This is a genomic window from Streptomyces sp. NPDC002386 (assembly GCF_053593175.1).
On the sequence record NZ_JBSFBX010000006.1, the window covers coordinates 162,818 to 181,528 of the forward strand.

Below are 18,711 nucleotides of genomic sequence, written 5' to 3' on the forward strand. Positions count from 1 at the left end.
GGGCCACTTTATAAGGAGGGGCCGGTATCAACCCTCCAGCAGCCAGCGGCCGCCGCCGATCAGGGAGCACAGGGAGACCGCGTGGAACAGGAACAGCCACAGGCCCGCCGGGACATGCGTCAGACGGGAGAGCTGGTCCGCGTCGGAGTCGCCCGCGCCGCCCCGCATCCGCTTGGCCTGCAGCTCGAACGGCGGCCGGACCCCGCCGAGCAGCAGGAACCACACCACCGCGTACGCGAACGCCGCCTGCACCTGCGGCCCCGTGAGCCACGACACCAGCAGGAAGGCGCCGCCGGTCAGCACCACGGTCAGTGCCCCGTAGGCGTTGCGGATCATCACCAGCATGACGACCAGCAGGGCGGTCGCCGCCCACAGCAGCACGGTGATGCGGCCGGCCGCCAGCAGCGCGGCACCGCCCAGGCCCAGCAGCGAGGGCGCCGTGTACCCGGCGGCCGCGGTGAGGATCATGCCCAGGCCGTACGGCTTGCCCCGGCTGACGGTGAGGCCGCTGGTGTCGGAGTGCAGGCGGATGCCGGTGAGCTGCCGGCCGGTGAGCAGCGCCACCAGGCCGTGCCCGCCCTCGTGCGCGATGGTGATGGCGTTGCGGGCTATGCGCCACAGGGGGTGCGGCACGACGACGGCCAGCGCGGCGACCCCGGTGGCCAGCACCACCCACAGGCCGGGATCGGGCTGGGTGCCGGTGAGCCGGTCCCAGAGGCCGGCGGTGAGGCTTTCCATTTGACCGAGCAGCTCCCTGTCCTCGTGCGGAGTCTGGCAGTGTGGCACGTATGTGCGGACGGTATGCATCCAGTCGTAGGCCCGAGGATCTCGCCGGAATCTTCGAGATCGAGAAGTGGGAGCCGGAGGAGACCCTGGAGCCGGACTACAACGTGGCTCCTACCAAGGAGGTCTACGCCGTACTGGACCGTCCGTTGAAAGACGCCGCGGACCCGCGTCCGGTTCGGCAGCTCCGCAGGCTGAGGTGGGGCCTGGTGCCCTCCTGGTCCAAGACGCCCGAGGGCGGCGCCCGGATGATCAACGCGCGCGCCGAGACCGTGCACGAGAAGCCCGCCTACCGCCGCGCCTTCGCCGCCCGGCGCTGCATCCTGCCCGCCGACGGCTACTACGAGTGGGTCACCGGCACCCAGGAGCGCGAGCTGGAGGTCGAGGGGAAGAAGAAGCGGCCGCGCAAGCAGCCGTACTTCGTGCTGCCCGCCGACGGCTCGGTCTTCGCGATGGCCGGCCTGTACGAGTTCTGGCGGGACCGGACCCTGCCCGACGACCACCCGAGCGCCTGGTGGGTCACCTGCTCGGTGATCACCACGGAGGCGGAGCGGACCCCACTGGCCGTCGCCCCCGCCGAGGGACCGCACTCCCTGGCCGACATCCACCCCCGCATGCCGCTCATGCTCACCCCGGAGCGCTGGGACGCCTGGCTGGACCCCTCCCGCACCGACCCGGAGGACCTGCGCGGGCTGCTCGACCCGCCCCCGCACGGCCTGATGCGCGCCTACCCCGTCTCCACCGCGGTCAGCAACGTCCGCAACGGCGGCCCGGAGCTGCTGAAGGAGCTGGAGGCCCCGGAAGTCGGCACACTCTTCTGACGTGACCACCATGACCGCACAGACCGTCCCGACCGACGCCGGCGACGCCCGGATCACCTGGCACCGGGCGGGCGCCGCCCGCCTCGTCCTCGCGGTGAGCCATGGCGCCGGGGGCGGCATCGAGGCCCGCGACCTCCAGGCGCTCGCCCGGGTGCTGCCGGCCCACGGGGTGACCGTGGCCCTCGTCGAGCAGCCCTGGCGGGTGGCCGGCAAGAAGCTCGCACCCGCGCCGAAGACCCTGGACACCGGCTGGCGCGGCCTGTGGCCCGCGCTGGCGGCGCCGGGCCTGCCCGTCGTCTCCGGCGGCCGCAGCGCGGGCGCCCGGGTCGCCTGCCGCACCGCGGCGGAACTGGGCGCGCACGCCGTGCTCGCGCTCAGCTTCCCGCTGCACCCGCCGGGCCGGCCGGAGAAGTCCCGCGCCGCGGAACTGCTCGGCGCCGGGGTCCCCACCCTCGTCGTGCAGGGCGGTAACGACCCCTTCGGCAGGCCGGCGGAGTTCCCCGAGGGGGACCACCGGATGATCGAGGTGCCCGGCGGCGACCACGGGTTCGCCGTGCCCAAGCGCGCGGAGATCACCCAGGAGCGGGCGCTGGAGATCATCACCGACGGCGTCGCGGAGTGGACCGGCTCACTCGGGTGACCCGGGAATGCCCGGCGGCGGGGCGCTGTTGAGGCGGACAGAAGTGCTGAGGGATCAGCGCCGACGTCGTAGGAAAGGAAGTCCGCCGCATGGGTTCGACGTACTGCCCGAGCCGCAGCAGCCGCGCTGACCTGGACTGGACGGTGCTGCACGCGGCCAAGACCGCTCCTATTCGAGCGGCGGCAGGTACGGGTCGTGTTCTATCCTCCGAAACAGGTGGGACCGGTCTCGGTCCCGTCCGGGAACTTGAGGAGGTGGGTCCGGTCACCGGTACCGACGCAGGGACCGACAACGGCCAGGCGGAGCAGCCCGAGGGCCGGGGCATGAGCGCGGACACGGAGACCGGCTCCGAGTCGACCGCGGAGCGCAGCGCGCGCTTCGAGCGGGACGCGCTGGAATTCCTCGACCAGATGTACTCGGCCGCCCTGCGCATGACGCGCAACCCGGCCGACGCCGAGGACCTGGTTCAGGAGACCTACGCCAAGGCGTACGGGTCCTTCCACCAGTTCCGCGAGGGCACCAACCTCAAGGCGTGGCTGTACCGGATCCTGACCAACACCTTCATCAACTCGTACCGCAAGAAGCAGCGCGAACCCCAGCGCAGCGCGGCCGAGGAGATCGAGGACTGGCAGCTCGCCCGCGCCGAGTCGCACATGTCGACGGGTCTGCGCTCCGCCGAGTCGCAGGCGCTCGACCACCTGCCCGACTCGGACGTGAAGGAAGCGCTGCAGGCGATCCCCGAGGAGTTCCGCATCGCCGTCTACCTCGCGGACGTAGAGGGCTTTGCGTACAAGGAGATCGCGGACATCATGGGGACACCCATCGGAACGGTGATGTCCCGGCTGCACCGGGGCCGCCGTCAGCTGCGCGGCATGCTGGAGGACTACGCCCGCGAACGCGGACTGGTCCCGGCGGGCGCCGGAGAGTCGAACGAAGCGAAAGGCTCGGGCTCATGAGCTGCGGAGAGCCGCACGAGACGGACTGCAGTGAGGTGCTCGACCACCTCTACGAGTTCCTCGACAGCGAGATGCCGGACATCGATCGCGACAAGTTCCAGCACCACTTCGAGGAATGCTCGCCGTGCCTGGAGAAGTACGGCCTGGAGCAGGCCGTGAAGAAGCTCGTCAAGCGGTGCTGCGGCCATGACGACGTGCCCGCCGACCTGCGTGCCAAGGTCATGGGGCGGATCGACCTGATCCGCTCCGGGCAGACCGTCCCCGAGCACGACGTCACCACGGCGCCGGTGACACCGCAGGAGTCCTGACCCGCGCCCTCCGGCCAAACGGCCCTGTCACCCGAACGTGCTAATCCTCGGGTCATGGGCCCCCGGCCCCCCCGAATCCCGTCCTAGGCTCCGAGCCTGCACCGGCACGGTCGGGGGAGGGCGCGATGGAGGCGACGGTTCCGGCGAGAGCGCAAGGCTATGTGGCCTGTGTCGCCCTGCTCGCCGCGTTCTGCGTCCTGCCCCTGCACTCCATCCGCACGCCCTGGTGGGTGCTGGCCCTGCTCGCCGCGCTGTACGCGGCCTGCGAGCACGTCGTACGGCGCCGCTTCGGCGGAACGTTCTATCCGGTGCTGCTCGCCGGCGCCTTCCTGCTGCCGCCGCCCGCCGCCGCGCTCGTGCCGCTGCCGGCCGCCCTGCTCGCCCACGTCGAGCACGGGCCGGTGCTGCCCCGGCGCGTCTGGCGGGCCGCGCAGCCCGCGCTCGCCGTGTGGGCCGCGGCCCGGGTGCACTGGGCGCTCGGCGGCCGGGACGCCGTCGTGGCCCACGCCTTCCCCTACGCCCTCGTACCCGCGGGGGCGGCGGTGCTCGCCTTCTGCGTGGTGCTCAGCGCGCTCGACGGCGGCCTCCTCGCCGCGGGTGTGGGGGTGCCGCCCACGCCTCTGCGGCAGTGGGGGAGGGCGCCCGCGCGCCGGGCCTGGCGCGGGCTGCTGTCCCGCTCGCTGGCACCGGTCGCGGTGCACGGGCTAGCCGGGCTGATGATGGCCGTGCTGTGGCGCAGCCGGTACGGCCCCGTCTCCGCGCTGCTCGTACTGCTGCCGATGGGCGTCTCCTGCTGGGTCTTCGCGCAGTACCACCGGGAGCGGGCCGCCCACCAGGCCACCATCCGCGCCCTGGTGCAGGCCGTCGACATCAAGGACGGCTACACCCGCGGCCACAGCGAGCGGGTCGGCCGGGCCTCGGTGCTGATCGCCCGCGAACTCGGGCTGGACGACGAACGCGTCGAGGTGCTCCGCTTCGCAGGCATCCTGCACGACGTCGGCAAACTCGGCGTCCCCACCCGGCTGCTGCGCAAGGACGGCCCGCTGACCCCCGAGGAACGGCGCATCATCGAGCTGCACCCGGAGTACGGCCACGAGATGGTCCGCGGGATCTCCTTCCTCGGCGAGGCCCGCGCGGCGATCCTGCACCACCACGAACGGCTCGACGGCAGCGGCTACCCCTACGGGCTGGCGGGCGGTCAGATTCCCGAGTGCGCCCGCGTGGTCGCCGTCGCCGACGCCTTCGACGCGATGACCTCCACCCGTTCCTACAGCAGGGCCCGCCCGGTGGAGGCGGCGGTCGAGGAACTGGAGCGCTGCGCGGGCACCCACTTCGACCCGCGCATGGTCACCGCCCTCGTCCGGGCGCTGGGCAGGCACGGCTGGCATCCGGCCGTCACCGCCGACGACGCCCCGCGCACGGTCCCCGTCCAGCAGCCGGCCGGCGGCCGCCGCAGCGGGGCACACCGGTGACCGCACTCCGGCTCATCCACGCCTGCGCAGCCGTCACCGCCACCGTGAGTCTCGCCCTCACCCTGTGGAACGGCGTCGACGACCCGGGCGTCGCGCTCGCCTTCGGCGTGCTCATAGCCGTCGGCGAGCTGACCCGGTGGTCCGGCACCGGGGCGCGCCGCACCGCGCCGCTGGGCACCGCCGGGTCGCTGTCGTACGCCCTGCTGGGGCCCGACGCGGGGCACCCCACCGGGCACAGCGCCGCGCAGGTCGTCACCGTCGTCCTCGCCGCCTCCCTGCTCGGCGGCGTCCCGCACATCTGGTGCGGCCGCACACCCACCCTCGACCACCTCGCCCGCCGCGTCCTCACCGCGGGCTTCGCCGCCGTCTGCTTCCAACCCCTCTACAACGGGGGTGCGTTCCGGACCTGGGACGGTCCCGCCTACGCCCTGCTGCTCGTCGCGCTGCTCGTCCTCACCGCGCTCTGCGACGCCGTCCTCGCCGCGGCCCTCGCCCACTCCCGCACCCGCTGGCGCTTCGGCCCGCTGCTGCGCGAGGAACTGCGCGGACTGCTCGGCATCGGCTTCGCCGTGTGCGCGACCGGCGCGGTGATGGCGCTCGCGGTCGCCGTGGCCGGGCTGTGGGCGCTGCCCGTGTTCTGCCTGCCGTTGCTGCTCACCCAGCTCTCGGTCCGCCGCTACGCCGCCGTGCGGGCCACCTACCGGCAGACCATCGCGTCCCTCGCCCGGGCCACCGAGGTGGCCGGCTGCACCCCCGCCGGGCACGCCCGCCGGGTCGCCGCGCTCAGCCGGGCCGTCGGCCGCGACCTGGGCCTGTCCCGTCCCGAGCTGACCGTGCTGGAGTACGCGGCGCTGATGCACGACATCGGCCAGCTCAGCCTCGTCGACCCGGTCCCGGCCGGGGCCACCGCCACGCTGCCCGGCGAGGAGCAGCGGCGCATCGCGCTGCTCGGCGGCGCCGTCGTACGGCAGACCGGGGTGGACGCGGAGGTCGCCACGGTCGTCGAGCGCCAGGCCGACCCGTACCCGGAGCAGCCGCTGGCCGCGCGGATCGTGCGGGCCGTGAACGCCTACGAGGAGAAGGCCCGCGACGCCGGGCCCGAGGGTCCGCTGCTGGCTCTGGAGGAGCTGCGCCTGGCCACCGCCGGGGATTACGCTCCCGAGGTTGTCGAATCCCTCGCCCGGGTACTCTCCCAGGCGCTGTCTGACCCCGCGTGTGACGGGGTAACCCATGGGTAATGAGCGCCTTTGAGGCCGTACGTGGTTGGATGCGAGGGAGAGGGTGTCCGGGGGCACAAGCCAGCCCACTGTGCGGAAATGGAACTGGCAGGCGGGAATCGTGAGGATCTTCGGAAAGGGACGACACCGGCCCTCCGCCTCCTGGCGGCAGGCCACCGACCGGGCGTTCACGCTCATCGGAGACGGCCGGTACGAGGACGCGGGCGAGCTGCTGACACGCGCGGCCGACCTGGAACCCTGGCTGGCGGAGTCCTGGTTCAACCTCGCTCTGCTGCACAAGTTCCGGCACGACTGGGAGCAGGCCCGGGCCGCCGGGCTGCGGGCGGTCGCGCTGCTGGACCGGGAGACCGGCGCCCCCGACTGGTGGAACGTCGGCATCGCCGCCACCGCCCTGCAGGACTGGCCGCTGGCCCGGCGCGCCTGGCAGGCCTACGGGCTGAGGGTGCCCGGTGGCGCCACCGCGGCGGGCGAGCCGCTCGGCATGGACCTGGGCAGCGCGGCCGTACGGCTCTCGCCGGAGGGCGAGGCCGAGGTGGTGTGGGGCCGCAGGCTGGACCCGGCGCGGATCGAGGTGCTGTCCATCCCGCTGCCCTCGTCCGGGCGGCGCTGGGGGGAGGTCGTGCTGCACGACGGCGTTCCGCACGGCGAGCGCACCACGTCCGCCGGGCACTCCTTCCCGGTGTTCGACGAGATCGAGCTGTGGGCGCCCTCGCCCGTGCCCACCTGGGTGGTGCTGCTGGAGGCGGCCACGGAGGCCGACCGGGACGCCCTGGAACAGCTCGCGGCGGACGCGGGGTTCGCCGCGGAGGACTGGTCCTCCTCGGTGCGGCTGCTGTGCCGGATGTGCTCGGAGTCACGGATGCCGTCGGACGAGGGCGACGGTGTGCACCTGGACCCCCACGACCACAGTGAACCCGGTCACCCCGGGCCGCTCGGGCACCGTACCGACGGGCAGCTCTGGGTGCCGGAGCGGGAGTGCGGGGTCGCCGCGCCGGCGTCGCTCGTCCGGGGCCTGCTCGACGGGTGGGTCGCGGACAGCCCGGACTCCCGGGACTGGCGCGATCTCGAAGAGGTTTGCTGACCACCGGTGACCGGCCGCGTTTAGGCTGTATCCGAGATTTCCAAGGCTTGCAGGAAGGCATACGTCGGTCATGGCGCAGCAGGACACCGATCAGCAGCACGCGGGCGTGCTCCCCGTCGACGACGAGGGCTACGTCGTCGACACGGAGGACTGCGAGGAGCGCGAGGGGACCTGGCGCGAGCGCGGCACCTCGCGGCCGATCACGGTCGTCGGCAACCCGGTGCTCCACAAGGAGTGCAAGGACGTCACCGAGTTCGGCGCGGAGCTGGACCAGCTGGTCGCCGACATGTTCGCCAGCCAGCGCACCGCCGAGGGCGTGGGCCTGGCCGCCAACCAGATCGGCGTGGACCGCAAGGTCTTCGTGTACGACTGCCAGGACGACGAGGGCGTCCGGCACGTCGGAGTGGTGTGCAACCCGAAGCTGGTCGACCTGCCGGCCGACCGGCGCAGGCTGGACGACAGCAACGAGGGCTGCCTGTCCGTGCCCACGGCGTACGCGCCGCTCGCGCGTCCCGACTACGCCGAGGTGACCGGTCAGGACGAGAAGGGCAACCCGATCAAGGTCCGCGGCACCGGCTACTTCGCACGGTGTTTGCAGCACGAGACCGATCACCTCTACGGCTACCTCTACATCGACCGCCTGTCCAAGCGTGATCGCAAGGACGCGCTGCGCCAGATGGCCGAGAACGAGCCACGCTACCCCGTGGTCGCCAACGACTGAGGCGCCCGGCCGGAGCCCCGGCCACCGCGCGGAGCAGCGACGACGTCCGTCACGACGCCCGTCCGGGATCCTTCCCGGACGGGCGTCGCTCATTTGTTCGTCACATGAATCCCGGCAACCTGGGGTGGTGATTGAAGCAAATCCGTTCCCTCGGCGGTCAGTTGTGGTGCTGAATGGGAAGTGCGGGGATACGCAACGGCGCACGCCCGGCACGACAAGGAGGGCTGTGCGCTCCTGGCGGCTGAGAGGGGACAGTTCGTGCACGCTTTCTCACACGGCACCACATCGACGACCTCGGTGGCGGTACCGCCGTCTCTCGCACTTCCGGTGATCGAGGACTCCTTTCCACGACAACTCCACCCGTATTGGCCGAAGCTCCAGGAGAAGACCCGGCAGTGGCTGCTCGAAAAGCGGCTGATGCCGGCGGACAAGGTGCGGGAATATGCCGACGGACTGTGCTACACCGACCTCATGGCGGGGTACTACACCGACGCCCCCGACGAGGTCCTGCAGGCCATCGCCGACTACAGCGCCTGGTTCTTCGTCTGGGACGACCGCCACGACCGTGACATCGTCCACGGGCGGGCCGCCGACTGGCGGCGCCTGCGCCGCCGGCTGCACGCGGCCCTCGACGCGCCCCGGCAGCACCTGGGCCATCCCGACCCGGTGGTCGCCGGGCTCGCGGACAGCGTGCTGCGGCTGTTCTCGTTCCTGCCGCACACCTGGAACCAGCGGTTCACCCGGCACTTCCACACGGTGATCGACGCCTACGACCGCGAGTTCCACAACCGCACCCGGGCGTACGTCCCGCAGGTCGAGGAGTACCTCGCCCTGCGGCGGCTCACCTTCGCCCACTGGATATGGACGGACCTCCTGGAGCCGAGCGCCGGGCGTGAACTCCCGGACGCCGTCCGGAAAGCCCCGGCCTATCGCCGCGCGGCACTGCTGAGTCAGGAATTCGCCGCCTGGTACAACGACCTCTGCTCACTGCCCAAGGAAATCGCGGGCGACGAGGTGCACAATCTCGGAATCAGTCTCGTCACGCACCAGGGGCTGACCCTCGAGGAAGCCGTCGAGGAAATCAGGCGACGCGTCGAGGAATGCATCGAAGAATTCATCGGAGCCGAACGCGAGGCGCTGCGGTTCGCGGACGAACTCGCCGACGACGGCACGGTGTCGGGAAAGGAACTCGGCGCCGCCGTCCGCGCCTGCGTCGGCAATATGCGGAACTGGTTCAGCTCCGTCTACTGGTTCCACCACGAGTCGGGCCGCTACATGGTCGACAGCTGGGAGGACCGGGCCACACCCCCGTACGTCAACAACGAAGCGGCAGGTGAGAAATGACCGTCGAGTCCGTGAAGCCCCAGACAGCCGAGACGGCGGAACCGCGCGAGGCACCCCTGGCCGGCGGCGCCGTCCCGGTCCTCGGCCACGGCCTGAAGCTGGTCCGCGACCCGCTCGCCTTCATGTCCGGGCTGCGCGCGCACGGTGACGTGGTGCGTCTGAAGCTCGGCCCCAAGACGGTCTACGCCGTCACCACCCCCGAACTCACCGGCGCGCTCGCGCTCAGCACCGACTACCGGATCGACGGGCCGCTGTGGGAGTCCCTGGAGGGCCTGCTCGGCAAGGAGGGCGTGGCCACCGCCAACGGCCCCCGGCACCGGCGCCAGCGGCGCACCATCCAGCCCGCGTTCCGGCTCGACGCGATCCCCGCGTACGGGCCGGTCATGGAGGAGGAGGCGCACGCGCTGACCGAGCGCTGGCGGCCCGGCGAGACCGTCGACTGCACCTCGGAGTCCTTCCGGGTCGCGGTGCGTGTCGCGGCCCGCTGTCTGCTGCGCGGCGAGTACATGGACGAGCGCGCCGAGCGGCTGAGCGCCGACCTCGCCACCGTGTTCCGCGGTATGTACCGCAGGATGGTCGTCCCGCTCGGACCGCTGTACCGGCTGCCGTTCCCGGCGAACCGTGAATTCAACCGGGCATTGGCCGATTTGCATCTCCTGGTCGACGAGATCGTCGCCGAGCGGAGGGCATCTGGTCAAAAGCCGGACGATTTGCTGACGGCATTGCTGGAGGCGACGGACGACAATGGTGAGCCCATCGGGGAACAGGAGATCCACGACCAGGTGGTGGCGATAGTCACCCCGGGCAGCGAAACGGTCGCCTCCACGATCATGTGGCTGCTCCAGGTGCTCGCGGAACATCCGGAACACGCCGAGAAGGTGCGTGCCGAGGTCGAATCCGTGACCGGCGGCCGGCCCGTCGGATTCGAGCACGTCCGCCGGCTCACCCACACCAACAATGTCGTCGTCGAGGCCATGCGGCTGCGGCCCGCCGTATGGATTCTGACGCGGCGCGCGATCTGCGACACCACGCTCGGCGGTTATCGCATTCCGGAGGGCGCGGACATCGTCTACAGCCCGTACGCCATCCAGCGCGACGCCCGCTCCTACGGCGACCACCTCGGCTTCGACCCCGACCGCTGGCTGCCGGAGCGGGCCAAGGAGGTGCCCAAGTACGCCATGAGCCCCTTCAGCGTCGGCAACCGCAAGTGCCCCAGCGATCACTTCTCCATGGCCCAGCTGACCCTGATCACCGCGGCGATCTCGGCGAAGTACCGCTTCGAGCAGATCGGTGCGTCGGACGACACCACCCGGGTGGGCATCACGCTCCGGCCGCAGCGGCTGCTGCTGAAGCCGGTGCCCTGGTAGGCCGCCGCCACCGGCGCGCTCAGGCGGCCTCGGGGCCGCGGAACGCGCGCCGGTAGGCGTTGGGGGTCGTGCCGAGGGCGCGGACGAACTGGTGGCGCAGCGCCGCCGCCGTACCGAAGCCGGTGCGGGAGGCGATCGCGTCCATGGTCTCGTCCGTGCCCTCCAGCAACTCCTGTGCCAGCAGCACCCGCTGGCGCAGCAGCCAGCGGTAGGGGGTCGTCCCCGTCTCCTGCTGGAAGCGGCGGGCGAAGGTGCGCGGGGCCATGTGGGCGCGGGCGGCGAGCTGTTCGACGGTCACCTCCTGGCCGAGGTGCCCCTCCATCCATACCAGCACCTCGCCGACCGTGTCGCACGGAGTCTCGGGCAGCGGCCGCTCGATGTACTGCGCCTGTCCGCCGTCCCGGTGCGGCGGCACCACCATCCGCCGGGCGATCTTCTTCGCGACCTCCGGGCCCTGCTCCTTGCGCACGAGGTGCAGACAGGCGTCGATGCCGGCCGCGGTGCCGGCGGAGGTGATCACCGGGTCCTCGTCGACGTAGAGGACGTCCGGTTCGATGATCGCCCGGGGGTTGCGCAGCGCCAGCTCCCCCGCCTGCCGCCAGTGCACGCTGCACCGCCGGCCGTCGAGCAGTCCGGCGGCGCCGAGCACGAACACGCCCGAGCACACGCTGAGCACCCGGGTGCCCCGCTCCACCGCCCGCACGAGGGCGTCGAGCAGGGCGGGCGGGTACTCCCGGGTCACGTAGTCGCTCCCGGCCGGCACCGCGATCAGGTCGGCCTCCTCCAGCCGCTCCAGACCGTAGGGAGTCGACACGGTGAGCCCGCCGACATGGGTGCTCAGAGCCGGGCCCTCCGCCGAGACCACGGCGAAGTCGTACACCGGCAGGCCCTCGTCACTGCGGTCGATGCCGAACACCTCGCACACCACCCCCAGCTCGAAGGGGTGCACGCCGTCCAGCAGCACTGCCGCCACGTTTCTCAGCATGCTGCCAGTGTGCCCCGAGGCTGGCAGTAAATCGAGGGTGTGCGGCAGTCCTGCCACTGTTGGTAAGGAGCATCCGGCGCGACAGTGGTGTCATGACCGGAAACCAGATCGAAGGCCTGATCGGAATGCTCACCACCCTCGGCATCCTGGTCCTCCTGATCCTCCCGTCCGTCCTCGGCATCGCCCGCGACAGGCGAGTCGACCGACAGCTCAGGGAGGCTCAGGAGGCCCGGGGCGCGCAGAGCCGGGAGAAGGAGGTTCAGAAGTCCTCGTCCAGGTCGACCGTGCCCTCCACGGCCACCTGGTACGCCGACGGGCGGCGCTCGAAGAAGTTCGTCAGCTCCTGAACGCCCTGCAGCTCCATGAAGGAGAAGGGGTTCTCCGAGCCGTACACCGGGGCGAAGCCCAGGCGCGTGAGGCGCTGGTCGGCGACGCACTCCAGGTACTGCCGCATCGACTCGGTGTTCATGCCCGGGAGGCCGTCACCGCACAGGTCGCGCGCGAACTGCAGCTCGGCCTCGACGGCCTCCCGCAGCATGTCCGTGACCTGCCCGCGCAGCTCGTCGTCGAACAGGTCCGGCTCCTCCTTGCGGACGGTGTCGACCACGTCGAAGGCGAACGACATGTGCATCGTCTCGTCGCGGAACACCCAGTTGGTCCCGGTGGCCAGACCGTGCAGCAGACCCCGGCTGCGGAACCAGTAGACGTACGCGAACGCGCCGTAGAAGAACAGACCCTCGATGCACGCGGCGAAGCAGATCAGGTTCAGCAGGAAGCGGCGGCGGTCGGCCCTGGACTCCAGCCGGTCCAGCTTCTCGACCTCGTTGATCCACTTGAAGCAGAACCCGGCCTTCTCCCGGATGGAGGGGATGTTCTCCACCGCCGCGAAGGCCGCGGCCCGGTCGTCCGGATCGGGCAGGTAGGTGTCCAGCAGCGTCAGGTAGAACTGGACGTGCACGGCCTCCTCGAAGAGCTGGCGGCTCAGGTAGAGCCGGGCCTCGGGGGAGTTGATGTGCTTGTAGAGGGTCAGCACCAGGTTGTTCGCGACGATCGAGTCGCCCGTCGCGAAGAAGGCGACCAGACGTCCGATCAGATGCTGCTCGGCCGGCGTCAGCTTCGCGAGGTCGGCGACGTCCGAGTGGAGGTCGACCTCCTCGACGGTCCAGGTGTTCTTGATGGCGTCCCGGTAGCGCTCGTAGAAGTCCGGGTAGCGCATCGGGCGGAGAGTCAGCTCGAAGCCGGGGTCGAGCAGGTTCTTGGCTTCGCTGGTCATCACTGGCAGGCCTCGCAGGACTCGGGGTTCTCAAGGGAGCAGGCGACCGCGTCGGGGTCGGCGACCTGCTGCACGGGGACGGTGGCGCGGGTCTGCGCCCGGGCGGCGCGGGCGATCCTCGTCGCGGGGCGGGAGCGCAGGTAGTACGTCGTCTTCAGGCCCGACTTCCAGGCGTACGCGTACATCGAGGAGAGCTTGCCGATGGTCGGCGTCTCCAGGAACAGGTTCAGCGACTGCGCCTGGTCGAGGAACGGGGTCCGGGCCGCCGCCATGTCGATCAGACCGCGCTGCGGGATCTCCCACGCCGTGCGGTACAGGGCCCGTACGTCCGCCGGGATCCAGGCGAACTCCTGCACCGAGCCGTTCGAGTCGCGCAGCGCCTCACGGGTTCGGGCGTCCCACACGCCCAGCTCCTTCAGGTCCTTCACCAGGTAGGAGTTGACCTGAAGGAACTCACCGGACAGCGTCTCGCGCTTGAACAGGTTGGACACCTGCGGCTCGATGCACTCGTACACGCCCGCGATGGACGCGATGGTGGCCGTGGGAGCGATCGCCAGGAGCAGCGAGTTGCGCATGCCGACCTCGGCGATCCGCGCGCGCAGGGCCGCCCAGCGCTCCGGCCAGGTGAACTCCACGCCGTAGTGGTCGGGGTGCAGGACACCCTGCGCGGTACGGGTCTTCCGCCAGGCCGGCAGCGGGCCGTTGCGCTCGGCGAGGTCCGCGGACGCCTCGTACGCGGCGAGCATGATCCGCTCGGCGATCCGCGAGGACAGGGCCCTGGCCTCGGGGGAGTCGAAGGGCAGCCGCAGCTTGAAGAACACGTCCTGCAGGCCCATCGCGCCCAGGCCCACCGGACGCCAGTTGGCGTTCGACCGGCCGGCCTGCTCGGTCGGGTAGAAGTTGATGTCGACCACGCGGTCGAGGAAGGTGACGGCCGTGCGGACGGTGTCGTCGAGCCGCTCCCAGTCGAGGTCGCCGGCCGCCGTGTCCACGAACGCGCCGAGGTTGACCGACCCCAGGTTGCAGACCGCGGTCTCGCCGTCGTCGGTGACCTCCAGGATCTCGGTGCACAGGTTGGAGGAGTGCACGACGTGGCCCGGGGTGGCCGTCTGGTTGGCGGTGCGGTTGGCCGCGTCCTTGAAGGTCATCCAGCCGTTGCCGGTCTGCGCGAGGGTGCGCATCATGCGGCCGTACAGGTCCCGGGCGGGCATCGTCTTCTTCGCGAGCCCGGCGGCCTCCGCCCGGCGGTACGCGGCGTCGAACTCCTCGCCCCACAGGTCCACCAGCTCCGGCACGTCCGCCGGGGAGAACAGCGACCACCGCTCGTCGGCGTCGACCCGGCGCATGAACTCGTCCGGGATCCAGTGCGCGAGGTTCAGGTTGTGCGTCCGGCGGGCGTCCTCACCGGTGTTGTCGCGCAGCTCCAGGAACTCCTCGATGTCGGAGTGCCAGGTCTCCAGGTACACCGCGGCGGCGCCCTTGCGCCGTCCGCCCTGGTTCACCGCGGCCACCGAGGCGTCCAGCGTCTTCAGGAACGGCACGATGCCGTTGGAGTGCCCGTTGGTGCCCCGGATCAGCGAACCGCGGCTGCGGATGCGGGAGTACGACAGACCGATGCCGCCGGCGTGCTTGGAGAGGCGGGCGACCTGGTGGTACCGGTCGTAGATGGAGTCCAGCTCGTCCAGCGGGGAGTCGAGGAGGTAGCAGGACGACATCTGCGGGTGCCGGGTGCCGGAGTTGAAGAGGGTGGGGGAGGAGGGCAGGTAGTCGAGGCGGCTCATCAGCCCGTAGAGCGCCGCGACTTCGTCCACGGAGCGGGCGGTGTCGTCCTCGGCCAGTCCGGCGGCGACGCGCAGCATGAAGTGCTGGGGCGTCTCGGTCACCCGCCGGGTGATGGGGTGGCGGAGCAGGTAGCGGCTGTGCAGCGTGCGCAGGCCGAAGTAGCCGAAGCGGTCGTCGGCCGCCGTGTCGACCAGCGCGTCGAGCCGTTCGGCGTGCAGCCGTACGAACTCCGCGGTGCGGTCGGCGATGAGGCCCTCGCGGTGGCCCACGGCGACGGACCCGGTGAAGGACGTGACGCCCTGGGAGGCGGCCTCGGCGCGGATGGAGACGGTCAGCAGCCGGGCGGCCAGCCGGGAGTAGGCGGGGTCCTCGGAGATCAGTCCGGCGGCCGCCTCCGTGGCCAGTTCGCGCAACTCCGCCTCGTCGGCCCGGGCGGACCGGCCCCGCAGGGCGGCCGCGGCGACCCGGCCGGGGTCGGCGTCGGGGAGGTCGGCGGTCAGCTCGGTCAGGGTCCGCAGCAACGCGGTACCGGGACCGTCGGTCTCCACCGGGGCTCCGCTCGCCGGGGTGGCTGAAGCCGGGTCGGCTGGCGCGATGGTCACGTGGGGCTCTCCCTCGCTCGGCACGGGGCCTTGCGGAGGGCAGGGGGCGGCACGAGCGCACACGGCGTCGCGTCCCCGGCCCATTCCACGAGGCCCGGACGTCGATGAGCACCCGGACCGGGACGGCCGGGCGCGCGCTGCCGGCAGGTCCTCGGACTGGAACAGGCGTGCGGAAGCACGCAAGTACACCGTTGCGGGACAGTTCCGGATTCGCACCGGATTCCCCTGCGGCGACAGCGAGCATGAGCATACATCTAGTGCCGGGCTGTCGTGTCACCCCCACATGTTGTGCCTGTTGCGTGTTGCGGCGGCTCCGCAGGGTCAACTCGCATGACAGCGGGCCGCCGAGGGTCGTGCCCTCGGCGGCCCGCTGCGGGGTGGTGCGTGTCCGGTCGCGCTAGTGGGCGCTTCCCGCGGTTGCGGGCGGGAGTTCCACCGCGACCCCGGGGTCGCCGGCGTCCGCCGTGTAGTCCTCCGGCCTGGTCTCGTCGAGTCCCTCCGGGGCCTTCACGGCCTTCAGGACGACGGTGAGCACCACGGTGACCACGACGTTGAGCACGAACGCGGTGAGACCGATGTAGCCGATCTCGCCGATACCCGGGATCTCCTTCGCGGAACCGCCGAAGTGCTTCTGGGTCGGCGAGGCCACCCCGTACGCGGCGAGCGTGCCGTACACCATGCCGACCGCCCAGCCCGCGAGCAACGCCCAGCGGTGGAACCAGCGGGTGAACAGGCCGCCGACCAGGGCCGGGAAGGTCTGCAGGATCCAGATGCCGCCCAGCAGCTGGAAGTTGATGGCGACCGTCTTGTCCATCGTCAGGACGAAGACCAGCGCGCCCACCTTCACCAGCAGCGACACGATCTTGGAGACGCGGGTCTCCTCCTTCGGCGTGGCGTCCGGCTTGATGAAGTCCTTGTAGATGTTGCGCGTGAACAGGTTCGCCGCCGCGATGGACATGATGGCCGCGGGCACCAGCGCGCCGATGCCGATCGCCGCGAAGGCCACACCCGCGAACCAGTCCGGGAACATGTTCTCGAAGAGCTGCGGGATCGCCAGCTGGCCGTTGGTGACCTTCACCCCGGCCGCGATCGCCATGAAGCCGAGCAGGGCCAGCAGACCCAGCATCAGCGAGTACAGCGGCAGGAGCGTGGTGTTGCGGCGGATCACCTCACGGCTCTTGGACGACAGGGTCGCGGTGATCGAGTGCGGGTACATGAACAGGGCGAGCGCGGAACCGAGCGCCAGGGTGGCGTACGTCCACTGGCCCGCCTCCGGCGGTGCGAGCGCGCCGCGCGGCTTGCCGGTCGCCGGGTTCACCTGGCTGAAGGCGTCGCCCGCCTTGGCGAAGACGTCGTCGAACCCGCCCAGCTTGATCGGGATGTAGATGATCGCCACCGCGATGACGATGTAGATCAGCGTGTCCTTCACGAACGCGATCAGGGCGGGGGCCCGCAGACCGGACGAGTAGGTGTACGCGGCCAGCACGCCGAAGGCGATCAGCAGCGGCAGGTCCTTCACGAACCAGTTGGTGTTCTCCCCGCCGCCGACGCCCATCACGTCCAGCACCGCCTGGATGCCGACGAGCTGGAGCGCGATGTAGGGCATCGTCGCGAGGATGCCGGTGACCGCCACGGCCAGCGACAGGCCCTTGGAGCCGAACCGGCCGCGCACGAAGTCCGAGGTGGTGACGTAGCCGTGGCGGTGCGAGACGGACCAGAGGCGGGGCAGGAACGTGAAGATCAGCGGGTAGACGAGGATCGTGTACGGGACCGCGAAGAAGCCGGCCGCGCCCGCCGCGTAGATCGCCGCCGGTACGGCGACGAAGGTGTACGCCGTGTACAGGTCGCCGCCGAGCAGGAACCACGTGATCCAGGTGCCGAACGACCTTCCGCCCAGGCCCCATTCGTCCAGGGAGTGCTCGTTGTCCGCCTTGCGCCAGCGCGCGGCCATGAAGCCCATGACCGTGACGGCCAGGAAGAAGAAGATGAAGACGCCGAGAGCGACGCCGTTGACGCCGTCCTTCACTTCGCCGCACCCCCGCTCCGGGCACCGCGGGCGCGCTGGTCACGCTGCCACAGCTTGTGGGCCAGCATCGTGAGCGCGGTCGAGATGACCACCCACAGCATCTGGTACCAGTAGAAGAACGGGATCCCGATGAAGGCGGGGTCCGTCTTGGAGTACGAGCCGACCCACAGCATCGCCACGAACGGCGCGACGAGACACAGACCGATGATCACCCGGACCGGCGTCACCACCGGTGGTCTCACTTCTTGCGTTTCGGACATGCCACGGCTCCGTCCCCTCGCTGATCACCTGTGTAATGCGCAGGCAATCTAGGTGACGCCGTCACGGCAGCGGAAGACCTCGTCCGCATATCGGCATATCGATTTCGCGTGCGGAGCGTGAAGGTTTTCCGCGCCCGGTCAGTCCTGGGGACGCTTGAGGCGGGCGACGAACTTGTACCGGTCGCCGCGGTAGACGGACCGCACCCACTCGACCGGCTGGCCGCCGCGGTCCAGGGAGTGGCGGGAGAGCATCAGCATCGGCAGACCCACGTCGGTGCCGAGCAGACCCGCCTCGCGCGGGGTGGCCAGGGAGGTCTCGATGGTCTCCTCGGCCTCGGCGAGATGGACGTCGTAGACCTCGGCGAGCGCGGTGTACAGGGACGTGTACTTCACCAGCGACCGCCGGAGCGCGGGGAAGCGCTTGGCCGACAGGTGGGTGGTCTCGATGGCCATGGGTTCGGCGTTGGCCATGCGCAGCCGCTCGATGCGCAGCACCCGGCCGCCGGCCGTTATGTCGAGCAGCTCGGCGAGCCGGTCGTCGGCGGTGATGTACCCGATGTCCAGCAGCTGCGAGGTGGGCTCCAGACCCTGGGCGCGCATGTCCTCGGTGTAGGAGGTCAGTTGCAGCGCCTGGGACACCTTCGGCTTGGCGACGAAGGTGCCCTTGCCCTGGATGCGCTCCAGCCGGCCCTCGACGACGAGCTCCTGCAGGGCCTGCCGGACGGTCGTGCGGGAGGTGTCGAACTCGGCCGCCAGCGTGCGCTCCGGCGGGACCGGCGTGCCCGGCGCCTGCGTCTCCGTCATGTCGAGCAGGTGCTTCTTCAAGCGGTAGTACTTGGGCACGCGCGCGGTACGGACGGTCGTGCCGGCCTCGTGCTCCGCACTGCTGACGTCGGTGCTCATGCTCTGCCTTCCCGGCTCCGGGTGCCGAAAGCGACCGACCGACCGTCGGCCACGGCTCACATCGTGGCACGGCTTCGTGCGTCGGGCTCCACCCGCACGCTCCGTGATCCCCTCTGTATACCGGCGCACCCTCTGCTGGTCTAGTCCAG

At 70.9% G+C, this 18,711-nt stretch carries 18 protein-coding genes and 1 riboswitch; of the genes, 11 read left to right on the forward strand and 7 right to left on the reverse strand.

Features of this window, described 5'->3' with window-relative positions; all coding sequences use genetic code 11:
• Positions 1–27 precede the first annotated feature (27 nt).
• Positions 28–738 carry a M50 family metallopeptidase gene (locus ACWCPN_RS14705; RefSeq protein ID WP_451205591.1) on the reverse strand — a complete coding sequence of 237 codons (711 nt, stop codon included), beginning with the start codon at positions 736–738 and terminating at the stop codon, positions 28–30.
• Between the two features lie 50 nt (positions 739–788).
• On the opposite strand from ACWCPN_RS14705, the gene ACWCPN_RS14710 reads away from it, so the two are divergent.
• From ACWCPN_RS14710 to ACWCPN_RS14755, 10 genes are all read left to right on the forward strand, one after another.
• The gene (locus ACWCPN_RS14710; protein ID WP_451205594.1) at positions 789–1,604 is read left to right on the forward strand and encodes an SOS response-associated peptidase; all 816 of its coding nucleotides are present in this window, start codon (positions 789–791) and stop codon (positions 1,602–1,604) included.
• Positions 1,605–1,614: 10 nt separating this feature from the next.
• On the forward strand, positions 1,615–2,244 hold the full coding sequence (locus tag ACWCPN_RS14715; protein WP_451206044.1) for an alpha/beta hydrolase family protein: 630 nt from the start codon (positions 1,615–1,617) through the stop codon (positions 2,242–2,244).
• A gap of 254 nt (positions 2,245–2,498) precedes the next feature.
• Entirely contained in the window at positions 2,499–3,200 is a 702-nt protein-coding gene (sigR, locus tag ACWCPN_RS14720) for an RNA polymerase sigma factor SigR (protein ID WP_199211933.1), read from the forward strand.
• The gene (gene rsrA, locus ACWCPN_RS14725) at positions 3,197–3,508 is read left to right on the forward strand and encodes a mycothiol system anti-sigma-R factor (RefSeq protein WP_451205598.1); all 312 of its coding nucleotides are present in this window, start codon (positions 3,197–3,199) and stop codon (positions 3,506–3,508) included. Before sigR ends, rsrA begins: the two co-directional genes overlap by 4 nt.
• A 125-nt stretch (positions 3,509–3,633) precedes the next feature.
• Entirely contained in the window at positions 3,634–4,980 is a 1,347-nt protein-coding gene (locus ACWCPN_RS14730) for an HD-GYP domain-containing protein (RefSeq protein WP_451205601.1), read from the forward strand.
• Positions 4,977–6,218 carry an HD-GYP domain-containing protein gene (locus ACWCPN_RS14735; protein WP_451205604.1) on the forward strand — a complete coding sequence of 414 codons (1,242 nt, stop codon included), beginning with the start codon at positions 4,977–4,979 and terminating at the stop codon, positions 6,216–6,218. Before ACWCPN_RS14730 ends, ACWCPN_RS14735 begins: the two co-directional genes overlap by 4 nt.
• Positions 6,219–6,318: 100 nt before the next feature.
• Positions 6,319–7,299, forward strand: a complete 981-nt coding sequence (locus ACWCPN_RS14740) for a hypothetical protein (RefSeq protein ID WP_365119907.1) — start codon at positions 6,319–6,321, stop codon at positions 7,297–7,299.
• 70 nt (positions 7,300–7,369) lie between these two features.
• A complete protein-coding gene (def, locus tag ACWCPN_RS14745) occupies positions 7,370–8,020 on the forward strand; it encodes a peptide deformylase (protein ID WP_199211936.1) in 651 nt (216 codons plus the stop codon).
• Between the two features lie 258 nt (positions 8,021–8,278).
• Positions 8,279–9,364 carry an epi-isozizaene synthase gene (cyc1, locus tag ACWCPN_RS14750; protein ID WP_451205608.1) on the forward strand — a complete coding sequence of 362 codons (1,086 nt, stop codon included), beginning with the start codon at positions 8,279–8,281 and terminating at the stop codon, positions 9,362–9,364.
• On the forward strand, positions 9,361–10,731 hold the full coding sequence (locus tag ACWCPN_RS14755) for a bifunctional albaflavenone monooxygenase/terpene synthase (protein WP_365119900.1): 1,371 nt from the start codon (positions 9,361–9,363) through the stop codon (positions 10,729–10,731). The genes cyc1 and ACWCPN_RS14755 overlap by 4 nt, the downstream gene beginning before the upstream one ends.
• A gap of 19 nt (positions 10,732–10,750) precedes the next feature.
• On the opposite strand, the gene ACWCPN_RS14760 is transcribed toward ACWCPN_RS14755, so the two are convergent.
• On the reverse strand, positions 10,751–11,716 hold the full coding sequence (locus ACWCPN_RS14760) for a helix-turn-helix domain-containing protein (RefSeq protein ID WP_199211938.1): 966 nt from the start codon (positions 11,714–11,716) through the stop codon (positions 10,751–10,753).
• A gap of 92 nt (positions 11,717–11,808) precedes the next feature.
• On the opposite strand from ACWCPN_RS14760, the gene ACWCPN_RS14765 reads away from it, so the two are divergent.
• Positions 11,809–12,063, forward strand: a complete 255-nt coding sequence (locus ACWCPN_RS14765; RefSeq protein ID WP_451205611.1) for a hypothetical protein — start codon at positions 11,809–11,811, stop codon at positions 12,061–12,063.
• Here the strand turns inward: ACWCPN_RS14765 and ACWCPN_RS14770 are convergent.
• The 5 genes from ACWCPN_RS14770 to ACWCPN_RS14790 form a co-directional block, all read right to left on the reverse strand.
• On the reverse strand, positions 11,976–12,989 hold the full coding sequence (locus ACWCPN_RS14770) for a ribonucleotide-diphosphate reductase subunit beta (RefSeq protein ID WP_351662632.1): 1,014 nt from the start codon (positions 12,987–12,989) through the stop codon (positions 11,976–11,978). The two genes, ACWCPN_RS14765 and ACWCPN_RS14770, sit on opposite strands and share 88 nt — an antisense overlap.
• The gene (locus ACWCPN_RS14775; RefSeq protein WP_451205614.1) at positions 12,989–15,373 is read right to left on the reverse strand and encodes a ribonucleoside-diphosphate reductase subunit alpha; all 2,385 of its coding nucleotides are present in this window, start codon (positions 15,371–15,373) and stop codon (positions 12,989–12,991) included. The genes ACWCPN_RS14770 and ACWCPN_RS14775 overlap by 1 nt, the downstream gene beginning before the upstream one ends.
• A 125-nt stretch (positions 15,374–15,498) precedes the next feature.
• Positions 15,499–15,623: riboswitch (cobalamin riboswitch) on the reverse strand.
• 147 nt (positions 15,624–15,770) lie between these two features.
• Positions 15,771–17,399 carry a monocarboxylate uptake permease MctP gene (mctP, locus tag ACWCPN_RS14780; RefSeq protein ID WP_451205616.1) on the reverse strand — a complete coding sequence of 543 codons (1,629 nt, stop codon included), beginning with the start codon at positions 17,397–17,399 and terminating at the stop codon, positions 15,771–15,773.
• A complete protein-coding gene (locus ACWCPN_RS14785; RefSeq protein WP_451205619.1) occupies positions 17,396–17,659 on the reverse strand; it encodes a DUF3311 domain-containing protein in 264 nt (87 codons plus the stop codon). The genes mctP and ACWCPN_RS14785 overlap by 4 nt, the downstream gene beginning before the upstream one ends.
• 138 nt (positions 17,660–17,797) lie before the next feature.
• Entirely contained in the window at positions 17,798–18,562 is a 765-nt protein-coding gene (locus tag ACWCPN_RS14790; protein WP_199211944.1) for a GntR family transcriptional regulator, read from the reverse strand.
• Between the last annotated feature and the right edge of the window lie 149 nt (positions 18,563–18,711).